At 41.8% G+C, this 19551-nt stretch carries 13 protein-coding genes; 2 read left to right on the top strand and 11 right to left on the bottom strand.

All coding sequences use genetic code 11. The features are described from left to right. Positions 1-18: 18 nt before the first annotated feature. The 5 genes from MTO98_RS12915 to MTO98_RS12895 form a co-directional block, all read right to left on the bottom strand. Positions 19-2271 (bottom strand): GH92 family glycosyl hydrolase, encoded by a 2253-nt coding sequence (locus MTO98_RS12915; RefSeq protein WP_243487069.1) that lies wholly within the window; start codon positions 2269-2271, stop codon positions 19-21. A 365-nt stretch (positions 2272-2636) separates the two neighbouring features. Continuing rightward, positions 2637-5204 carry a kelch repeat-containing protein gene (locus tag MTO98_RS12910; RefSeq protein ID WP_243487068.1) on the bottom strand — a complete coding sequence of 856 codons (2568 nt, stop codon included), beginning with the start codon at positions 5202-5204 and terminating at the stop codon, positions 2637-2639. A 216-nt stretch (positions 5205-5420) separates the two neighbouring features. Further along, complete coding sequence (locus MTO98_RS12905) at positions 5421-6815, bottom strand: GDSL-type esterase/lipase family protein (protein ID WP_243487067.1); 1395 nt, start codon at positions 6813-6815, stop codon at positions 5421-5423. A 5-nt stretch (positions 6816-6820) separates the two neighbouring features. Continuing rightward, positions 6821-8962: a DUF5703 domain-containing protein gene (locus MTO98_RS12900; RefSeq protein WP_243487066.1), complete on the bottom strand. Its 2142-nt coding sequence runs from the start codon at positions 8960-8962 to the stop codon at positions 6821-6823. A gap of 171 nt (positions 8963-9133) precedes the next feature. Beyond that, positions 9134-11884: a hypothetical protein gene (locus MTO98_RS12895; RefSeq protein ID WP_243487065.1), complete on the bottom strand. Its 2751-nt coding sequence runs from the start codon at positions 11882-11884 to the stop codon at positions 9134-9136. 248 nt (positions 11885-12132) lie between these two features. Here MTO98_RS12895 and MTO98_RS12890 point away from each other — a divergent pair, with 248 nt between their 5' ends. Together MTO98_RS12890 and ctlX are read left to right on the top strand one after the other, a co-directional pair. After that, on the top strand, positions 12133-13587 hold the full coding sequence (locus tag MTO98_RS12890) for an arginine deiminase family protein (protein WP_243487064.1): 1455 nt from the start codon (positions 12133-12135) through the stop codon (positions 13585-13587). A gap of 146 nt (positions 13588-13733) precedes the next feature. Then, positions 13734-14657 carry a citrulline utilization hydrolase CtlX gene (ctlX, locus tag MTO98_RS12885; protein ID WP_243487063.1) on the top strand — a complete coding sequence of 308 codons (924 nt, stop codon included), beginning with the start codon at positions 13734-13736 and terminating at the stop codon, positions 14655-14657. 323 nt (positions 14658-14980) lie between these two features. Here the strand turns inward: ctlX and MTO98_RS12880 are convergent, their stop codons facing one another. The 6 genes from MTO98_RS12880 to MTO98_RS12855 all read right to left on the bottom strand — a co-directional run bounded on the left by MTO98_RS12880 (position 14981) and on the right by MTO98_RS12855 (position 19514). After that, positions 14981-15502 (bottom strand): hypothetical protein, encoded by a 522-nt coding sequence (locus MTO98_RS12880; protein ID WP_243487062.1) that lies wholly within the window; start codon positions 15500-15502, stop codon positions 14981-14983. A gap of 342 nt (positions 15503-15844) precedes the next feature. Continuing rightward, positions 15845-16090, bottom strand: a complete 246-nt coding sequence (locus MTO98_RS12875) for a hypothetical protein (protein ID WP_243487061.1) — start codon at positions 16088-16090, stop codon at positions 15845-15847. A gap of 34 nt (positions 16091-16124) precedes the next feature. Continuing rightward, complete coding sequence (locus tag MTO98_RS12870; RefSeq protein ID WP_243487060.1) at positions 16125-16874, bottom strand: ABC transporter ATP-binding protein; 750 nt, start codon at positions 16872-16874, stop codon at positions 16125-16127. Beyond that, positions 16871-17740: an ABC transporter permease gene (locus MTO98_RS12865; RefSeq protein ID WP_243487059.1), complete on the bottom strand. Its 870-nt coding sequence runs from the start codon at positions 17738-17740 to the stop codon at positions 16871-16873. The genes MTO98_RS12870 and MTO98_RS12865 overlap by 4 nt, the downstream gene beginning before the upstream one ends. Beyond that, a complete protein-coding gene (locus MTO98_RS12860; protein ID WP_243487058.1) occupies positions 17741-18715 on the bottom strand; it encodes an ABC transporter substrate-binding protein in 975 nt (324 codons plus the stop codon). Positions 18716-18869: 154 nt separating this feature from the next. After that, positions 18870-19514 carry an HAD family hydrolase gene (locus tag MTO98_RS12855; protein ID WP_243487057.1) on the bottom strand — a complete coding sequence of 215 codons (645 nt, stop codon included), beginning with the start codon at positions 19512-19514 and terminating at the stop codon, positions 18870-18872. Positions 19515-19551: the final 37 nt, after the last annotated feature.

Raw genomic sequence — 19551 nt, 5'->3', positions numbered from 1 at the left:
GTTGATTTTTTGCTTAGATCAGATACCCCAGTTTTTATTTGGTTTAGGTCCCATTTCCAGTTCGAGCGTGCCGCCAGCCATGAGTTGTTCATGGGTAAACAGCGGTTTATTAAGCACCTCCCCGTTAAACTTAGCACTTTGAATATATTTATTGACTACCGAACAATTGTTGGCTACCAGTTTAAATTGCTTGCCATTCTGCAGGTTGATGGTAACCTTGCTAAAAACCGGACTGCCTATGGTATAAACAGGTTTGCCGGGTGTAATAGGGTAAAAACCCATTGACGAGAATACCACGAAAGCCGACATACCGCCGCCATCCTCATCACCGGGGATTCCGAAGATGTTATCCTTGTACCAAACATCAAGCAGGAACCTTACCCGTTTTTGGGTTTTCCATGGTGCACCTGCAAAGTTGTACAGATAAGGGATATGGAAACTCGGCTCGTTACCCATGGAGTATTGACCAACTAAACCAGTAGCATCAGGAAACTTAGCCCAAAACTGGTATTTGCTGCGGTCAAGACTTTCGCGGAATAACTGATCTAACCTGGCCTGGAATTTATCCTGGCCGCCCATCAGGTTTGACAGACCAGGAATATCATGCTGTACCTGCCACAGGTAAGTCCAGCCATTGTTTTCGTCATAAAATTCGCGACCGCCCAAACCACCGTCAAATTTGGGGTCGATATCGATCCAGTTGCCGTCTTTATCTTTAGGGATGAACATCTGTTTATCATCGTTCCACAGGTTTTTATAGTTGAGGGCGCGTTTGGCAAAGGTTTGTTCATCGGCAGTCTTTTTCAGTTCGCCCGCTAATTGACCAACAGCCCAATCGTCATAACTGCCACCGAGGGTAACCGCTACGGCCTGGCGCTTTTCAAAACCATGTACCAGGCTTACGGTTTCTTTCTCGCCTTTTTTCAAAGCGGGGAAATATCCTTTGGTATGATAAAAGTCATCCAGCTCGCATTTAGGGCCATTTTCCCAAGGCAGCATGGTGGCCTCGTTGGCATTTTTCAGGACGCCTTCATATGCCTTATCCACATCAAAACCGCGGATGCCTTTGCGGTAATCATCCAAAAACATCACGGTTGAATGGAAACCATTCATACATGGGTTATCGCCAAACAAAACCGGGAAGGTTGGCATCCAACCGCTTTGCTCATACTGGTTAACATATGAGTTCAGCATATCAGATTCCAACTTAGGGTTCAGGATGGTACGGAGCGGATGCAGCGCCAGGTAAGTATCCCAAACCCAGTCGTCAACATAAAACGGACGGTTACTGTCGTGGATTTTTTTATCGTAGCCGCTATAATAATGCCCGTCTTCGTTAATATCAACCATGCGCTCATTGCAGCGGTACAAAGCCGTATAAAACGACCTGCGCTGAGCTTCTGTGCCACCTTCGGTTTCAATTTGCCCTACTACTTTTGCCCATGTTGCTTTAGCCGCCTCTTTCAATGTTTCAAAACCGGCATTGTTAAACTCATCGTTAAAATTTTGTTTAGCCTGCTGCGGGCTTACGTAGGATATGGCATACTTAAACTCTATTACATCTGGTGTACCGGCTGCAAAAGTAATGTATGATTTCAGGTTCTTCCCATCGGCTGATACCTGCTTAACCAGGGCATTATCTTTTACTATGCCCGTGGTTCCCTTGGCGTTAAACTTACCATATACATAAACTTTTATATCATCATGATAGGTTTCAAAACCAGTGAGCTCATTGCCACCTGTAAAAGTTAAATTGGCGGTACCTTCATTGTATAGTCCAAACAAAATGCTTTTAGCAGCACTTTTAGCCGGAAAGGTAAATTTATAGTCCCCAACCTTTTTGCCGGGTGCAAACTCAACGGTGATATCTTTATCAATCAAATAAGTTGAATAATACCATGGGCGGGTAACTTCCAGATCGTGGTCATAGGTCATGCGTTCGTTCCACGAAGCCGGGGCTAAGGCATTATTATCCGGCTTAACCGAAAACACCTCTCCCAAACGGTGCGATACCACATTGAGCGGAAAGCTGGAGATCTGATCATCAATATAATCATGACGAACAGGCAACATCCTGATCATCTGGTTAGGCAGATGTGCAGTAGGCCGGGTGGGCTCAAGCAATGCCCCCACATTACCGATGTGCGGATCGATGTACTGAAGAGCGCCTTCGTCTTTTGTTTGGGCGTATACCGCCGAACACAAACTATTGATACTAATTACCGTGGATAAAAGCAGCGGTTTAAACAACCGGGGAAATGGACTTAACATGGGTAATAATTTATTTCTTAGTAATATTTTATGCTGACTCTGTAAAAATACAAGCGACAGACTTATTAATTGGTTATAACCTCAGAAAAATCGCTTTCAATGTTGTCGTCACGAGGCACCTACGGAGCCTTAACGTCCCTTTAACATTATCTATAAACACGGAACTCCTACGGAGTTAGAGCTCGTCTTTTTTAACTCCATGGGAGTTTCGTGTTTATAGCAAAAACAATCCGGACTTAGGCTCCGTAGGTGCCTCGTGTTTATTAAAATTGATTAACTGGTAATAGCCTCAAAATTGCTCATACAACTTAATTAATCATTAAAATTTGATTAATTAATCCAATAAATATCAATTGTAACAGATTTTATTCAAGAATTGAATGAAAATCGCGTTCAAAAGCTTCGCCGTAAATTGCTTTATATTCCTTGTTGAAATTTTCGAACGTGTTTTTTGCCAATGAGTGCTTACCGATGTGTGCCAGTGCCTTGCACTTCAGGATCATGGCTTCTTCATTTACCGGATCAAAGTAGAAAATATCGTTGGCCAGTTTGATCAAAAACTCCGGATCGTCGGTAACTTTTATAGAATTAGCAAACTGAATGTATGAGTCGGTAATCTCATTGGATACTTCCGACTTAAACGCATCGAGCCATTCGTACTCAATATTCGACAGAAAATTGCCACGCTGAGTAATATGGGTAAGCTGGATGATCTTCTGTTTGTTGAGCTTGCTCTTGTTGGATACGATGTTGAGGTAATTATGATAATCAACCTGGATCTCGTTATAATCCACCTCGATTTTCCAGTAGCCGGTATCTTTAGATAAATGGCAGTGTCCCATTTTATCCAGCAGGGTTTTTAGTTTAGCAATATTAACCGACCGGTTATTCCGCGCACTTTTTTCCGATTTATCAAACCAAAGTATCTCGTTCAGTTTTTCGGAACTCACCCCCCTATCAAGTTTCACCGAATACATCAGGATCACCAAAAACAACTCTTTTAATAATGGCGTAAAATACTTGGTTATTTCATTGCCATCTGGAGTAAACAATTGCAGGTCGCCAAATAAAAATATGGCGTTCTTATTAACGTGTAAGCGGCTTTCACCTTCTTCTTTGATCCCGGGTACTGTTAAATCCTGCGTTTCGATAACCGGCAATGCTATTTCAGGAATATTTTTTTGAGTTTCTGGCAAAGGTTGTGAAGCGGCCTTTTTACTGCGGCTGATAACAATAAATGCACCTATCCCTAAAAATAATACACAAGCACCGCCAGCCCAAAGCAGGTATCCCATATTGCTCTCCGATAGCATATCAGTAGTAATTGGCTCGGGCGGGCTAAGCATCGAATACACCTTAACCCGGGTGTGATCATTTTCCTTAAACAACGTCACCGACAAAAACTTAGCACTGTGCGGCAAATAATACAGGTCGGCATAAGCGTTTACATCATGAAAGCGGAATGGGATGGTATCCCCTACCATTTCATAAGCCGGCTTATCCAATGATCCTTTTATAAGCTGCAAATTAGAATTGAATTTATGCTGAGGGAAGATGAGGCCATAGTAACTTTTATCTTTTGAATTGATAACGAGGGAGTTTGCAAAAACAAAATCTTCGTTCTTAACATCAATATTAAAAAGCTTTTTAAAGGATTTATCTTTAACCGTATAACGCACCATGTCATACAGGTTGCGCGGGTTCACAATTTGCTGGCCCGATGCACTGCCATAACCACCAACTACATAAACCGTATCGCCGGTGGCATTGGCTCCCAGGCCGGCAAGGTAACGCGGAGTAAAAGTATCTCCTTTAGATTTTACCGTTTCCCATTGTTTGGTATCAAGACTAAAACGCCGAACACTATCTTTATAAACCAACTGACCATAGCCCCCTATGGTATAAATAGCGGTATCTGTTTTACTGAAAAATTTATTAAGGTGCCCGTTATTGGTTGCAATGTTGCTGTAGCCTTTGTCCCACTTACCAGTTACAAAATCAAACGTACCAACAGCAGTTTGATCCATAAACAGGTAATAGAGCTTATTATTGGCATACAAAGCCTGATCGCCGGGGACCATCATCTGTTTACCGGAATTATATGCTTTGCTTTTTAATTGAGGCGTTTTATTGATCGAGTAGGTGATCAATGAATCGGCAGTGATAACAAATACGTCCTCGTTTGCGGCATCGAAGGCTAAACTGGCATCTCCCGGTACGGTAAATTCCTTTTCCAGCTGCCAGTTGCGGTGACGGGCCTTGATCCAAAGCGGGTTATTCACCGAGCCATTGTTTCTATTTTCCGTTTCGTTGGCCACGGTGCCCTGCCACTCGTTAAGCGGCCAGTTTGCTATTTGCACGGCATTTTGTGATACCTGTACATCACGTAATTTAAACGGGGGCAAGTCGGTAGTTTGAAATTGTTTATAGGCATTGGCACCAAAAAGCAGCTTATAGTTTGAACTTGCTTTTAAATGGGTCCCCGTTTCGCTCAGAGACTGGTTACCCGAAACAACGGTGATCTTGTCGTTTTTATAATCTATCTGGATCTTTAAATTGTTCCAGCGTTCAAAAAGCAGCTTGTCGTCAATATTGAATGATATTTTCGATAAGCGTTCGCCAATAATGATCTTAAAATGTTTGGTATTAGCCTGGTTGTCGTACACCAGGTCCACATTTTGGTTATCATCACCTATCAACCGTAAAATATAACCGAAGTAAATAACCCTGTTAGGTATAAAAGAAAGATCGAATGAAACCTCAAATTTATCTTTTGGTGAAAGGTTCTTCAGGGCAAGATCCAACCCGGTGCGTTTATCCTGTACAACCTCATGACTATAGAACCCCAGCCCGTACGATTGTGCACAAGCAGGCGACATGAACAGAAAATTCAATAAAACAGTAATAATTATCCCCGGTAAAAAAAATCTCATGTTGATAAGTACACCTTAAGCACTACAACCCATGTACCGCCCGGTATTTATAATTTAGGCCCAAATCAAGTGCTTTTTAATTGGCTCGATTGGCTAAAATTACAATAAATACAGCTTAGTTTCAAGGATTATAACATTATAATCCTGCGATACAACAAGCTATTTAAGCTTCAATAAGTTAGTTAACTTATACTTAGTGTACAATAGAATTTAACATTAATCAGGAGTTGGGATTTCGTAACCTGTGGCATTCAAAATAAACTCAACTATTGGAGCCGGATTAGGTAAACTATGCGGGTGATGTTTAAAGCCGGGTTTATGAATTACGGTAATTGAACCTCCAAGCGCCTTAACCTTTTGCTCAAACAACAGGGTATTTTTTGAAGGATCAACGGCCTCATCGTCATCTGCAGAAAGGTGCAGCATAGGGAACTTGCCTTTTGCAATTTGTGGCACCTTATCAATAGGGCTTACTTTCAATGAACCAATTTGACCTGCAGAAGTTAAATTGAAATCGATTTTCAAAATAGCTGAATCGGGCCAGTATTTCAAATCAAGCAAAGCATTATCCGCATAGGTACAGGCCACTTTGCCGGGATTGGCAGCAGCCCAATTGTACATATAAATACCTCCCCTGCTCATACCCTCGAGCACTGCTTTTTTACCCAAGCCTGCATTAGTGAGCTTTTTATAGAAATCATTCCAGTAATCAATTGCTTCATTGTTGCCCAACAACTCAGCTACATCGCAATAAACTATATGGAAACCGCGCTCCAAAAGCGCTATATCTGTTTGAGGTTCATGCCCCCAAAAACGCGCACGCCATACCCAGGGATGGCCTTTGGCTGTCCATTTTGGTTTTACCACTTTGCAATCGCGGTTGTCAAAAGTAAATTCGGCACAGGGGTATCCGTAAAAATTAGTTTCTTTAAATTGCTGGTTTATACGGCTAAAAACATCGAAAGTATTATCACGCGGCTGTACAACAACGTCATACAATCTTTTGGCCGTTATAGCTGCCCCTTCAATGTTGGGATGGATCTTATCAGGCATCCAGCTTTCATGGTTAACAAACATGGAGTGCATATCAATTACTTCCAGGTGCTCGTTATAGGCCACATTCCTTAGTTTTGGGATGATACTATTAACAATCACTTTATCATAGATCTGGTTAGTATCCGCTTGAAATGAGGGGATTGGCAACAATAACACAATGCGTGGATGCGAGGGTAATTGAGCAAAAGATTGAATGAGGTCGTGATAATCTTTTTCGTACCCGTCAAGATGTACCCTGTTTATAAGTTTGGCATCGTTACCTCCCAGATCAATAAATACCACGTCAGGTTTGCTTTGCAGCGCCTGCTGATACGCTTTGGTATTCCAGTATGAAAGATCACCTTTGCGCAAAAGAGTAGCGCTGCTCACCCCAAAATTGCCCACCGAATAGTTTTTACCCAAAAGTTTCTGCAGCTGTGCCGGGTACGATTGCATGGCCGGGTTGGGCAGCGTAGCACCGTAAGTAATACTTGCTCCTATGCAGGTTACCCTGGTTATCGCGTTCGCGGTATTTATCAAACAAAACGCTATCAATATATTTAGGATCTTTTTCATGGTTATTACTTTTTACTCATGTCGATAACATCAGCCAGGCGATTGGCCGGTGTAACTTTCAGGTCGGTTAGTTTCCCATCAACTACTTTACCCTCAACAGTGGTTTTATAAGGGGCATTCAGTTTAAAACTGGCATTCCAGCCAACGGGCCATGCAGGTAGCAACATGATTTTTTTTCCATCGGTTTGCATTAACATGAGCTGCAGACCGTTTTCACCATTGCCCCCATTATCCTCGTCGGGCATATAGTCGTTTCCCTTATCCCAAAATGCGGGAAACTTCAGGCCCGGATCTTTGCGGGTAAGGGCAAAACTGGTATAATCTTTCGCCGCTTCGGCATCACCAATCATAGCCGCCTGTATGGGGTCCTGTACCCAGCAGCCTTTGGCGCGCTGCTTACGGGCGTTAAAGGTATTGACAGCTACATCCAAACCTGGCTTGCCTAAACCATAAAGCCTGAAAGGATATACAGCATACAGTTCTGGATTTTCGCTATTAAATGATTGGGCAATTTGCGGACCGGCGTAAGGCAGCAGTACAGTTTTACCCTCGTGGTATGCCGTTGGCAACAGAGGCAATTCGCTATAAAGTTTCTGCCAGTGTTGCCGGGTGTGTTCATCTACAACTGTTGAGGGCAACCCGATCATCCTGCTTAGTACAGCGTGCAGCCCGGCAATATCAGGTGCAGGATCGTGCACTTTCCAAAACATCTCTATCGAATTATCCGGATCGAGCAGAAGTTTACCTGTACTGTCCCGCTTAAAATGTTCATCAAAAAACTGCAAACCCGCAGAAGCAACAGGCAGCAATGTCTTTTTCGCGAAATCAATATTACCTGTATAGTCATAGTAATCAAGCATCATCATGCTTAATTCCAATACCGGGGTAAAATAATGATTAGTGTAATTGGCCTTTACCTCGGGCCCCATGTAACTTAAGCCACCCCAAAAAGGTGCTGTTTCGGCAAAGTAAGCGCCACCGTGTTTGTAAAACTCATTAACCTGTTTAGCATTGGCGGGTAAAATATTAGCATACATCCTGAACAGCGGCAGCATCATATCAAAATCGCCGGCCATAAGGCGTGGCCAGTACATTGCCCGTGTATTCTGAAACCAGTATTGTCCTCCCCAGGCGCGAAAGTCTGCATTGGCATTTTTTGCCGGATTATCTACCGCAAAAATGGAACCGTTGAATTTGATAGGGTAAGCTCCCCTGCCGGCGCAGGCGGTTACAAAACGCTGCAAGATATATCCCTGTGTAACTTTTTCGGCGAGGTCATCGCCGGTAACAAATACGCTGCTCCTGTTCCAGAACTGCTGCCACCATTTTTGATGCGCTAAGCGGGTTTGTTCCAGGCTTAAAAGATCAATAGCTTTGACATTTTGCGTCAACTTATCAAGCCATTGACTGCCGCTACCTGCAACATCTGTTAATGGATAAACAGAGATTACCTGCGACGTTACTTTACCCGATTTTAAAGTTACATCATCCTGATTGGATAAACCACTCCCTTTAATTATTGCACCAAAAGTGAGGTTTGTCAAATGCGGATCGGTTGTTGGCGAATTGTGATGATACCAGGCTATTCGGTTCTTTTGCTCATTTAGCACTGTATCAGTTTTACCGGCGCGCCAGTTTTCCAGTTTTACATTAACAATAGCTGCTGTTGTGCTTTTAGTTTCAACCCTGATAACCGGGTGATTAGCATCAACCCAAACACGGTACTGAACCGATGATTTTCCTTCGCCAGCCTGAGCCCAGATCTCGCCGTTGCGCAGCTTTAAGATCTGTTTAAACTTAGCTTCGTTTTTTAATGGACCAGGATTTATAGATACCCTTACCGCTCCCAGTTTCATCAAAACCCCGCCCTGCTTCATCCAGTCGTCCTTTTCGGCATCAAGCTCGCCACCCCAGGCATCTGTTTTGCTGATGTAAAAAACAAGATCGCCGTTTTTCCCGAACCATGCATTAAGGCCAATATCTCCGTTTCCCAAAGGCATGGACTGTGCCGATGTTGGGCCGGGCGTATCCCACTCAACATTATAGTGATCTAATTGCGAATTGTTGCCAGATTGCCCGCTGCAAAGTGTTGTGGCAAAAACAAGGGATAACGCTGCGAGTATCAACCCAACTTTTTTTGTGTTCATAGGTTTATGTAACGGGATGGTCTATACCCGTATTTGTCGTTAATTGATAGCACAAATAAACCGATACAACTTAATAAAACATTAAAAAAGCATTAACTGTAAAACATTATTGCAATCGATTGTAATAAACACCTGATTAATACCACCGTACAAAAAACTGTTATCTGGCTATCACTGATTAAGATTGCTTTTCTTAACTGTTATGCTGCCCCTTTTAACCCCAAAACTACCTTCCAAATCGGTTCCTTCAACTACATAATCATAGTGTCCGGGGTTATCTGCAGCGTAAAAGCTAACCCTTGCCTTACCACTTTTATCAGTAATTATATGCGGGCCCCAATATATCGTAGAACGGATATCGGTCATGTCGGGCGCAGAGCCTGGTTTATATTTAGGAGTATAAAACGTTAAAGGCAAAGAAAAAGACATCGGGCGGAACACATAAGTCCCTACTGTTTTTTTCACAAAAGGCCCGTGGCCGCTACGTGTGGTTATTTCAATAAAAGCATTTTCATCAGGCTTCGCCATCGGGTTTTGAACGTATCGGCGAGTATAACTGGAAGTATTTCTTGGCATTTTCATAACCTCGATACCTTTTATTTCTTCCGCATCACAGTAGTCAAAAAACTCCCTGAAATACTGATAAGGAGAAATACCTTCCGGCTTGAAAAAATCTACATCCATACCGTCAATGATCAAATGCAATACCATGGTATTTAACCTGTAGTAAGTGAAGCCGGTTTTATCAGTAAAAGAATTAAAGCCTTTTACATTTTTAGTAATAAGGTCGCCAAGCGAGGTCCGGCCTGTCTTCTGAAGCATTTCCTCGTCAATGATCAAATCTGCTTCGCCCGGGCCGTTCAAATTTTTGGAGTCCTTAATGATGCGTTTATCTTTTATTACCACCTCTTTTAATATATTACCGCCGGTAATTTTAGCCATCGCATCTTTTAAGCTTACCTGTTTTTTCACCTTTATCATGTTGCTGGTGTCAATGTTCAGGAACCAGGGTATTGTTCTGTCATTTACAGCGGCAAATACGGGTGGCTTAAATTCATCCATCTCAATACCTACGTTAAAGCTTTTGCCTTTTTTATTCCTGGCCTGCACAAAAAACACCGCTGTATCGCCCGGAAAAATATCTTTAAACATAAACTCACCCTGCTTATTGGTTACGGTATCTGTAACAATCAGGGGCTTTTTTGAATACAAGGTAACGCCAGAGTTTGCAACCGGCTTATTAAACATATTGGTTACACGACCGGTTACTAAAAATTGCTTTTCGGCTTTATATTTAGCTGGCGGTAAAGGTAACCACATATCCTTCCAATCATATCCAACCCAGCCCTGCGTTAAAAGCAAGTAATCTAAATGCTGCCATTTAGCGGCATCTTTTTCGGCAGCATCGTAATAGCCCGGTTCCTCAATGGCTCCTTTTAAATCAGACGTAAGCAACATGTAGCTTCTTATATTGCTATGAGTTAAGCTATCCGTTTTCACCTGTGCGTTATCTGTCACGGCCATTGAAAAGCTTCCCTGTACCGGAGTGCCATCTGCAGTTTTAACCTCGATATCAACTGCTATACTGTCACGCTGAGCATACACTGGTTTATTAGTTTTAATACTGATATTAAGATTATCATGATGCTCAATAAATACTTTCCGTTCATTAAGTAACTTTTTATCGGTACCAATCAATAAAAAGCGAAGAATACCACCCGGAAATAGTTTTTTGCTAACCCGCATAATAACGCCGCCATTTTTAAAATGCAGCGAGGCACCGTAAGCAACCAAACCACGTACCTGGGCTAACAAGTAATAAACATTACCGGCAGCAATAATATCCGGCGTTGCATTTAACATCACCGCTATCGAATCGGCGTTTAACGGATTATTGATCTCAAGCGTGATGCCCGAGTTTTTGACAGCAGGTAACGGGAAAGTTTTAAATGAACCATCAGGCAATTTAATTTTAGCAGTGTACACTTCGCCGGGTTGTGGCTGTAAATTAAATACGCCCATGCCTTTGTGTGCGCCAGTAAATGCAGCAACTTCCTGTTGATTGTTGTTGTAAACCTTCCCCGAGATATTGACTCCGAAGCCGTCTTCATTTATGGCTTTAAAAGCAACCTGCGCCGGTAAGCCGGCAACAAGCTCGCCGCCTTCGGGCATAAACTGAACATCGATATGATCAGGCCGGTTAAGGATCAACGGCATCACCAACCTGCGGTTATCTTCTCCTTTGCGGAGGTCCTGCATTATCAGCGATAAGTTTGCGGCGTTAGCTTTTTCGGGCAGATCAAAATTTGCATCGATATTTCCATCCAGATCTGTATTGACATTATTTTTAAGCAATGTTCGCTTACCATCTGTTAAGCGCAACTGCATTTCACGAACGCCAACAGGGAAAGTATCAAATTTTGTAACACGTAAATTAAGCTGCACCTTCTCTTTATCGATACTTTTTTTTGCTAACGCCTTGTAGTTTATAAGCCAGGCGTTGTTTACGGCATTACCTATATAAAAATGTTTTTTGAATATATACGACTCATCAAAATTGCGCATCCAATTAGTATATGCCCGCAAAAAATAACCGCCTTGCAGCACCTCCCGCTTGTCCAGCGCTATGTTGCCGAATGCAAGTCCTTCAAAAAGCGGCAGCATCAGGCGTTTTATAACACGGTTACTGTCATTGGCTAATTCAACATACAAAACGCCACTTTTGGTAACTGCGCGCAAATCAGGCTCTTCAAGCAAATAGCCTTTAAACCACAATGTGTCCCCAGCTTCATACTTAGGTTTATCTGTTTGCAGGTATATTTTTTCAACAGCCCTGCCCCTGGCAAAAGTATCAGCCTTTAAGATGATATTATTAATAAAAGCCCTGGGCGAATCCTGTGCAAAAAGTGACGCTGAAGCCATAGACGCTAACATACAGCATGATAAACATTTAAGAATATACGGGATGGCAGACTTTGGCATAGGCAGGAAATAGCAGGTTAGGCAATAGAAATAAAATTAAAACAATTTATATCACTTTCATAACATGATTTTAAACATCAACCAGTTACCACAACTTTTACGCTTATTTAAGCTGTACCTAAATTTACCGGCAGTTGCCCTGTTTTGTAATTTAATTTCTGATAGATTTGTGTACGATATAGTGTTTTATGACAATAACCAACTCCGATTTTAAAATAGATGTAACTTCCGAAATTGGCACACTGCGCACCCTGCTTATTCATAGTCCGGATAGCGGACTGGGCAAAGTTGTACCATCAAAGGCACAGGACTGGCTTTTTGAGGATATAATTCATTTGGATACTGTGCGCAGAAACGAATACGACTATTACGTAAAACTATTGCTTTATTTTCTTGACCCTGACAAAATAAAAGGTAAGCTAAATCAAATTGATGATGAAACCACTAACCGCTCTTTTTTTAAGCCCGACAACGCTGGCTTTCATTCATCAGATAAAGTAATCGAAATACAAACCCTGCTGGCTGATATATTACAGCAGCCGGATATCCGCAAAAAACTGGTGGCTTCGGTATGCGCCGTTGAAAGCTGCAATTACCGTTTACAGCAGCAGCTTACCGATACCGATCCGGTTGAGCTGGCCAAGATCTTTATTTCAGGATCGTTAACAACCGAAGAAATGATCTTTGCACCTATTCCCAATCTTATTTTTTCGAGAGATCTGGGAATAGCGGTTAATAAGCACATGCTGCTCAATAAACCTGCAAAAAAGGCCCGTTTCCGCGAAACGCTGCTGATGCGGTACATCTTTTTCAACCACCCGCTGTTTGAAGCTTATCGCGATAATATTTTAGAGATCCCCGAAACAGCCCAGCATTTTTTACGCCCGGGCGAAGATGCTGAAGGCCGCACAACTTTAGAGGGAGGCGATGTGATGATGGTTAGCCCCGATCATTTGGTGATTGGCTGCAGCGAACGCACCTCTGTCAGCGGTGCCAACGAAGCCATCAGGCTACTTTTTGAACACGATGTGGTGAAAAAAGTAACCATAGTAAAGATCCCCAATAAGCGTGATTACATGCATATTGATACCGTTTTTACACAAGTAAAGCGCGATACCTGGGTATTACTGCGATCACTTGCTGCTGCGGAAGCACCTGTTGAAGAACGTGAACCTATATCATGGTTTGCCGATAAGAAACAAAAAGAACGGGCAGAAATTGTTCAGTTTGAAAAAGATGAAAAACCGAAATTATTTGGCTGTATTGAAGATTTACTTGCAGATATTAGTGAAAACGATCTCAAAAGCGGCACAAAAACAAAGTTTATTTACTCGGGCAATAATACATTCCCTTTTGATGCCCGCGAGCAATGGACAGATTCCTGCAACCTGCTTGCGTTAAAAGAAGGCGTAGTTGTTGGATACGACCGTAATGACAAAACTGTAGAAGCATTTAAAGAAGCAGGTTTTGATGTGATCAGGGTAGCAGATTTAATTCAAAAGTTTGAGAGCAATGAGCTTGATCCACAAAGCTTAACCAATACACTGATATTAATGCCCTCGGCAGAACTTTCCCGTGCCCGCGGTGGTTTTCATTGTATGAGCATGCCGATATTAAGGGACAATATTCTGAACCGGGATTAAACGGATTTGTTTGATTTATGGGATTTGATCAGATAAATAAAATTCAGATATTCTATAAATCCCGCTTAAAGCAAAATCCTAAATCCTGTTCAAACAAAAATCCTATTAATCCATTAATCCCATAAATCAAGGTTCAGACAAAAATTATGAGTCAGTCAACATCACATATATTAATGATCCGCCCGGTTAATTTCGGGTTTAATGAGGAAACTGCTGCAAGCAACGCTTTTCAAAATCGGGATACCGAAAAGAATGGTGTACAGGAAAAAGCATTGAGCGAGTTTAATGGAATGGTTAACGTTTTGCGTCATAACGGTGTGGATGTTACAGTTATAGATGATACCCCCCAGCCCTATACGCCTGATTCGATATTTCCAAACAACTGGGTGTCGTTTCATAGCGATGGCGGTGTTTTCCTGTACCCTATGCAAGCCGAAAACCGCAGGCTTGAGCGCAGGGAAGATATCATAACCGATCTGGAAGATAAATTTAAAGTGGCACACGTAATTGACCTGAGCCGCTTTGAGCATGAACACCGCTTTTTAGAGGGAACAGGCAGCATGGTGCTTGACAGGGACAATAAAATAGCATACGCCTGCCTTTCGCCCCGCACAGATAAAGATGTACTTAACTATTTCTGTGAGCAATCAGGCTATCAGGCCGTCAGCTTTGAAGCTGTTGATGAAAAGGGTAAAGCCATTTATCACACTAATGTATTGATGTGTATTGGCAGTGGGTTTGCCGTGATCTGTTTAAATAGCATCCCCAATCCGCATGAGAGGATAACGGTTACAGAATTATTAAAATCATCACACAGAGAAGTTATCGAGATTACCTTTGAGCAGATGAACCGATTTGCGGGCAACATGCTCGAAGTAAAAAATAAAGCAGGAGAAACGTTGATCATGATGTCTGAAAACGCCTTTAATGCCTTGAACGATACCCAGCGCTCGGCTTTACAAAAGTATGGCAAGCTGGTTTATGCTGACATTAATACCATTGAAACAAATGGTGGCGGCAGCGCAAGGTGTATGATGGCCGAAGTGCATTTACCGGGCATTCAGATTTAATTATCTGTTAATGGCATACAGCGCCACCAAATACTTGAATAGAAAAACAACTATGGCTATAACAGCAAGTAACAAAGCCTGTTTCGCTAAATATTTAGGCATGGTTCATCATCATCTATATATTAAAGCAGCAATTTAATTACAACAACGCCATTTCCAACCTCTGCACACTTTTCACAAAAATTGTATCTTAACTGTATAACAACAACTTACACAAATAACGTATCTTTAAACATACGTTATTAATTTAGATTTTTTTATTAAAGAATAAGCCCCTTCTTCAGGGGCCTATTCTTTAATTATCCAAATAACAGTTTACCATATTATTCGGTAATAAAGTAGGTATAAGCCTGTTTCTGTTTCATTTTTGATCGCACCCGCTTAAGACTGTCTTCGATATCTTTACGATCATCTTTTTCCGTAACCTCCATAAAAGCTTCCTGATAATAGCGCAAGGCTTTATTCCAGTCCTTTTGCTTTTCGTAAAACAAACCAAGCAAATCAAAAATGCGAGCCTTATTTACGCCGGGAGTTGTCAAAGCCTGGGCCGAAATAGTTGCAACTGATTTTTCCATACCCAAAAAAACTACCAAATCAAGATAATGAGTATAGTTATCCGGAAATGATGGCTCCAGTTCCATACAGGTTTTAAAATGATAGCCCGCGGTTTGGTAATCCTGGATCTTGTAATAATGGATCATGCCTAACTGGTAATGAGCCCTTGCAAAAAATGGCTCATCTGCTACGATCTGGTTTAATATATTTAAGCCCTTTGGTGTTTCGCCGAACGATAGTTCATCAACAGCCTGGAGGTACTTTTCTTCAATTGAATAATAATTGTCCATATAAAATTTCAAATTCAGTAAGCTTACGTTTAAGTAAGACTTAATGTTATAAAAATGTGGTAAATGTAGGATCGGTTTGGGTACTTCGAAACCGCTATACCGGAGTTGAGAAGAGAATTATCGATGCAAAACCCTTCTGTTGCAACCCCATGGGCCACATAATTACTGAGCAGAATGATTTATTAAACAACATCGGTTTGTACTTTATATGTGCAAACCTACAATTATTGCATGAGAAAAGCAAGAAATAACACGCATACACAAACTCAATTGCATTGTGTATGAGGTCTATTGCCTTTTTATGACCAGAAAAAGTACGGGTAAAAAAATAGCAGCCTGAAATTAAGCTGCTATGGCGTTTTGTTTAACTGCCTCAATCAGGAAGTTATTTTTTAATTCTTTTTCAGATATCATTACGCTGAAGTCATCAAACTTAACACCTTGTTCAAGCGGGTAAAGTACGTAGCCTCTTTTCAGGGCATCGTACGCACCAAGTTCAAATATTTCGTCGTGTTTTTTCCCTTTTATTTTAGCGCCGCTTACTAACTGATAAGCATCCGATATGGTTGCAAAATTATTGTTTTTCATAGTACAAATACTTATACAATTACTCTGCCAATTTTTAAGCAAACCAGTCAAACAAGTCGTTTTGTTTTAAAGCGGCTTTATCTTTTCCAGATAAATCATTAATAATCAAGCCTTCACCCATTTGTATTATCCTTGTGCCATAATTAAAGGCATCCTTTAAATTGTGCGTAATGAATACTGCGGTCAATTCAAATTCGCTAATCAGTGTATCAGCTGTCCGCATTACTACTTCGGCCGAACGCGGGTCGAGGGCTGCTGTGGGTTCATCAAGCAGTAAAACCTTGCAGCTGTCCATAACGCTCATCAGCAGTGTAAGCGCCTGCCGCTGCCCGCCTGATAAGGTACCCATAGGCTGGTCTATCTTATCCTGCAAACCCATGCCAAGACTGGCCACTTTTTCCTGCACCTGTTTCTTAAAAGCATCGTTTACCCCAACTGACAACCCTTTTGCTTTGGTTCGGAGCGAAGCGAGGCGGAAATTATCTAAAATACTAAGATCTGGCGCAGTACCGCTCAACGGGTTTTGGAATACTCTTGCAATCCACTGGCTTCGTTTGTAATCGGGGAGCTTAGTTACGTCGGTATCATCAATACTAATTGTGCCCGTGTCGGGCAATACGCTGCCGGCAATTAAATTAAGCATGGTGGTTTTACCTGAGCCATTTGAACCCACCACCACCAAAAACTCGCCGCTTTTGATCTCCAGCGTAACACCATTAACTGCTTTTACCTGGTTTGCTTTACCTTTATTGAATATTTTATGTACGTCGGTTATCGTTATCATGATGATTTTAATAAGGATAAACGCGGCAGGCTCACAATTACCAATACAAAGCCAGCTGTAACTATCTTTAGCAATTTAGGGTCTACTCCTACCGATAGCGTAAACGCTAATACCAACTGAAATATCACTGCACCTGTTAGCACCAATACAAGGCTTAACCATACCGAAGTGAGTTTTAACCAATTTATGAGCGTTTCGGCTATGATTACCGAGCCGAGGCCAACTATTACAATCCCGATCCCCATACTGATATCGGCAAAGCCCTGAAACTGGGCTACAAGATAACCGCTTAAGGCAGTAAGCGCGTTTGCTAACGCTAAACCTGTGATCTTCATTCTATCGGTATTTACCCCCAACGACCGGATCATGGATTCGCTGTTGCCCGTTGCACGCATGGCTATGCCGAAATCTGTTTTGAGCAGATAACCAATAAGAAAAGTAATAACTATAACAAAAATGGCAAGGATCCAAAAAGTGTTTTGATTAGGATCTTTCACCACATTTAATATAGTAAATAATGAAGGCAAATTAATAAGCGGCAAATTCGACCGGCCTAAAATAGTTAGGTTAACAGAATAAAGTGCAGTCATGACCAGGATGCCGGCCAGCAGTGCATTGATCTTTAACTTGGTGTGAATAATCCCCGTAACTGCACCTGCTGTTCCTCCCGCCAAAATCACAGCAGGTAAAATAATGTAGGTGGGCTGGTGGTTGGTCAATAACACTGCGGTAACTACACCGCCCAGGGTGTAACTGCCGTCGGTTGTGATATCCGGAATGTTAAAGATCTTCATGGATATATAAATCCCCAGCGCTATGGCCGAAAAGCAAAGGCCTTGCAGTAAAGCGGTAAGGTAAAAATCCATCTATTTTACAGGCTCGAAATTTGGCGGAATGGTAATATTATATTTTTTAGCCGCTGCCGGATTATATACCCTCTTCCTGATTTTCACCATTTCGGGCTGCATGCCGTCAGTTTTATGAGTTTTAAGATATTGGGCAGCCTGTTCGCCGGCCTGGTAACCCCACTGGTAAATGTCTGCACCAAAGGCAGCTACGGCACCGCGCTGTACCAAACCCGCTTCGCTGGTGAAAATGGGGATATTTTTCTGATTGCAGTTTTTCAGGATGGTTTCAAAAGATGCAAAAACTGTATTATCAGGGTTAGCAAAAAAGGCATCGATATTTTTGTTTAATAACGATTGCGTTACCAGCTGCGCATCGGCCGAGGTGTTTAACGGAAGCGCCACAATGTTAACATTTAAGCCGGTAGCCAATGATTTGATCCGGTTTAAAGCATCGGCCGACTGGGGCTCTGATTGGTTATAGATCATCCCAATTACAAGCTTTGCGCCCTTTGGCTTAAGTAGTTTGGGGATAATGCTGAAAGAAGTATCAATATAATTAAGGTCCTCTACCGTGCCGAAAAGATTAGCCGGAGCTTTACCGCTTGCATCAACTACCTTCATGCGCTGGGCAGTTGGCGATACCATTGCAAAAACCGGTATATTTTTAGTTTTTTGAAGCGCTGTTACTGTTGATAATGTTGTACATGTTGCCAGCAGGTTAACGCTATCGGTAACAAAATGGTTAACAATTTGCGTAAGTGTAGGGATATCGCCCTGTGCATTGCTATACTCAATCTGCACTGTTTTCTTTTCTTCACTAAATCCATTCTTAGCCAAAGCATCGGTAAAACCTTTGCGCGCTTGAGAAATGGTAGCATCTTCAAAAGCATCAACAAAACCAACTACAGGCACCTGCATTGTTTTGGTTTTAGGCTTACATGATACCAGGGAAATAAAAATTAAAGCTAATGGCAGATATTTGATAAACTTCATTTTACTAAATTAAATTTTTAGCTGTAAAGCTGAAAGTACAATAGTAAAAGCCTCTAATTGTTTTACAATTGGATTATAACAATACAGCAAACCACATTACAATTCCGGATAGCAGGCATACCTTTATCCGAAATTGATTTTAGAAATTACAAACTTAAAACAGCTCTTTAAGTTGGGCAAAACTACTGATAGTTGCCACCATGCCATCAGGCACAACACCAAAACCGTAGTTGGCAAATATGAATGGCACCCCGGCTTGTTTAGCAGCATTATAATCGCCCATGGTATCACCCACATAAACGGGTGCTTTTAACTGATGATCATTAACTACATCTTTGATATTATCTGCCTTCGGGTTTCCTTTTGTACCGAAACACTGGTGGCCCAGAAAATGGCCATGCAATTGGTTCAGGTCCAAAAACAGCTCGATGTAACCATTCTGGCAATTGCTTACAATGTATAGCTTGTAGTTTGCTGCAAGGTATTTAAGTGTTTCTGCCAACTCAGGATAAAGCTCCCCTCCTTTTGTGTGCAATATCTCCAGCTCGCTAATACCGCAAAGGGTTTGCACTTCTTTACGTTGCTCGTCGGTAAGTTCGGGGAATAATTTATCAAAAATGGCATCATAGGTCATACCCGTGATAGAACGCACGCGTTCCTGTGTCATTTCTTCTTTAATGTAATCAACCTTACTTATAGCCGCCTGCCACGCAAGGGCGACGTTAGCAGTACTATCCCAAAGCGTGCCATCAAGGTCAAAAATTATGCTGTCGTATTTATTTTTAAGCGAATTACTCATATTGCCGGCAAAAGTAAGACTTTTTACCCCCTGCCGG

Origin of the sequence: Mucilaginibacter sp. SMC90 (genome assembly GCF_022811725.1) — a bacterium.
Classification (GTDB): Bacteria; Bacteroidota; Bacteroidia; order Sphingobacteriales; family Sphingobacteriaceae; genus Mucilaginibacter.
Note: the sequence above shows the minus strand (reverse complement) of the source record. Positions and strands in the feature narration are given on the sequence as shown.

Coding starts and splice junctions, on each gene's coding strand:
- ctlX (WP_243487063.1), top strand. CDS start 13,734: ATGAGTCAGTCAACATCACATATATTAATGATCCGCCCGGTTAATTTC.
- MTO98_RS12860 (WP_243487058.1), bottom strand. CDS start 18,715: ATGAAGTTTATCAAATATCTGCCATTAGCTTTAATTTTTATTTCCCTG.
- MTO98_RS12915 (WP_243487069.1), bottom strand. CDS start 2,271: ATGTTAAGTCCATTTCCCCGGTTGTTTAAACCGCTGCTTTTATCCACG.
- MTO98_RS12875 (WP_243487061.1), bottom strand. CDS start 16,090: ATGAAAAACAATAATTTTGCAACCATATCGGATGCTTATCAGTTAGTA.
- MTO98_RS12880 (WP_243487062.1), bottom strand. CDS start 15,502: ATGGACAATTATTATTCAATTGAAGAAAAGTACCTCCAGGCTGTTGAT.
- MTO98_RS12870 (WP_243487060.1), bottom strand. CDS start 16,874: ATGATAACGATAACCGACGTACATAAAATATTCAATAAAGGTAAAGCA.
- MTO98_RS12910 (WP_243487068.1), bottom strand. CDS start 5,204: ATGAGATTTTTTTTACCGGGGATAATTATTACTGTTTTATTGAATTTT.
- MTO98_RS12905 (WP_243487067.1), bottom strand. CDS start 6,815: ATGAAAAAGATCCTAAATATATTGATAGCGTTTTGTTTGATAAATACC.
- MTO98_RS12895 (WP_243487065.1), bottom strand. CDS start 11,884: ATGGCTTCAGCGTCACTTTTTGCACAGGATTCGCCCAGGGCTTTTATT.
- MTO98_RS12865 (WP_243487059.1), bottom strand. CDS start 17,740: ATGGATTTTTACCTTACCGCTTTACTGCAAGGCCTTTGCTTTTCGGCC.
- MTO98_RS12855 (WP_243487057.1), bottom strand. CDS start 19,514: ATGAGTAATTCGCTTAAAAATAAATACGACAGCATAATTTTTGACCTT.
- MTO98_RS12890 (WP_243487064.1), top strand. CDS start 12,133: ATGACAATAACCAACTCCGATTTTAAAATAGATGTAACTTCCGAAATT.
- MTO98_RS12900 (WP_243487066.1), bottom strand. CDS start 8,962: ATGAACACAAAAAAAGTTGGGTTGATACTCGCAGCGTTATCCCTTGTT.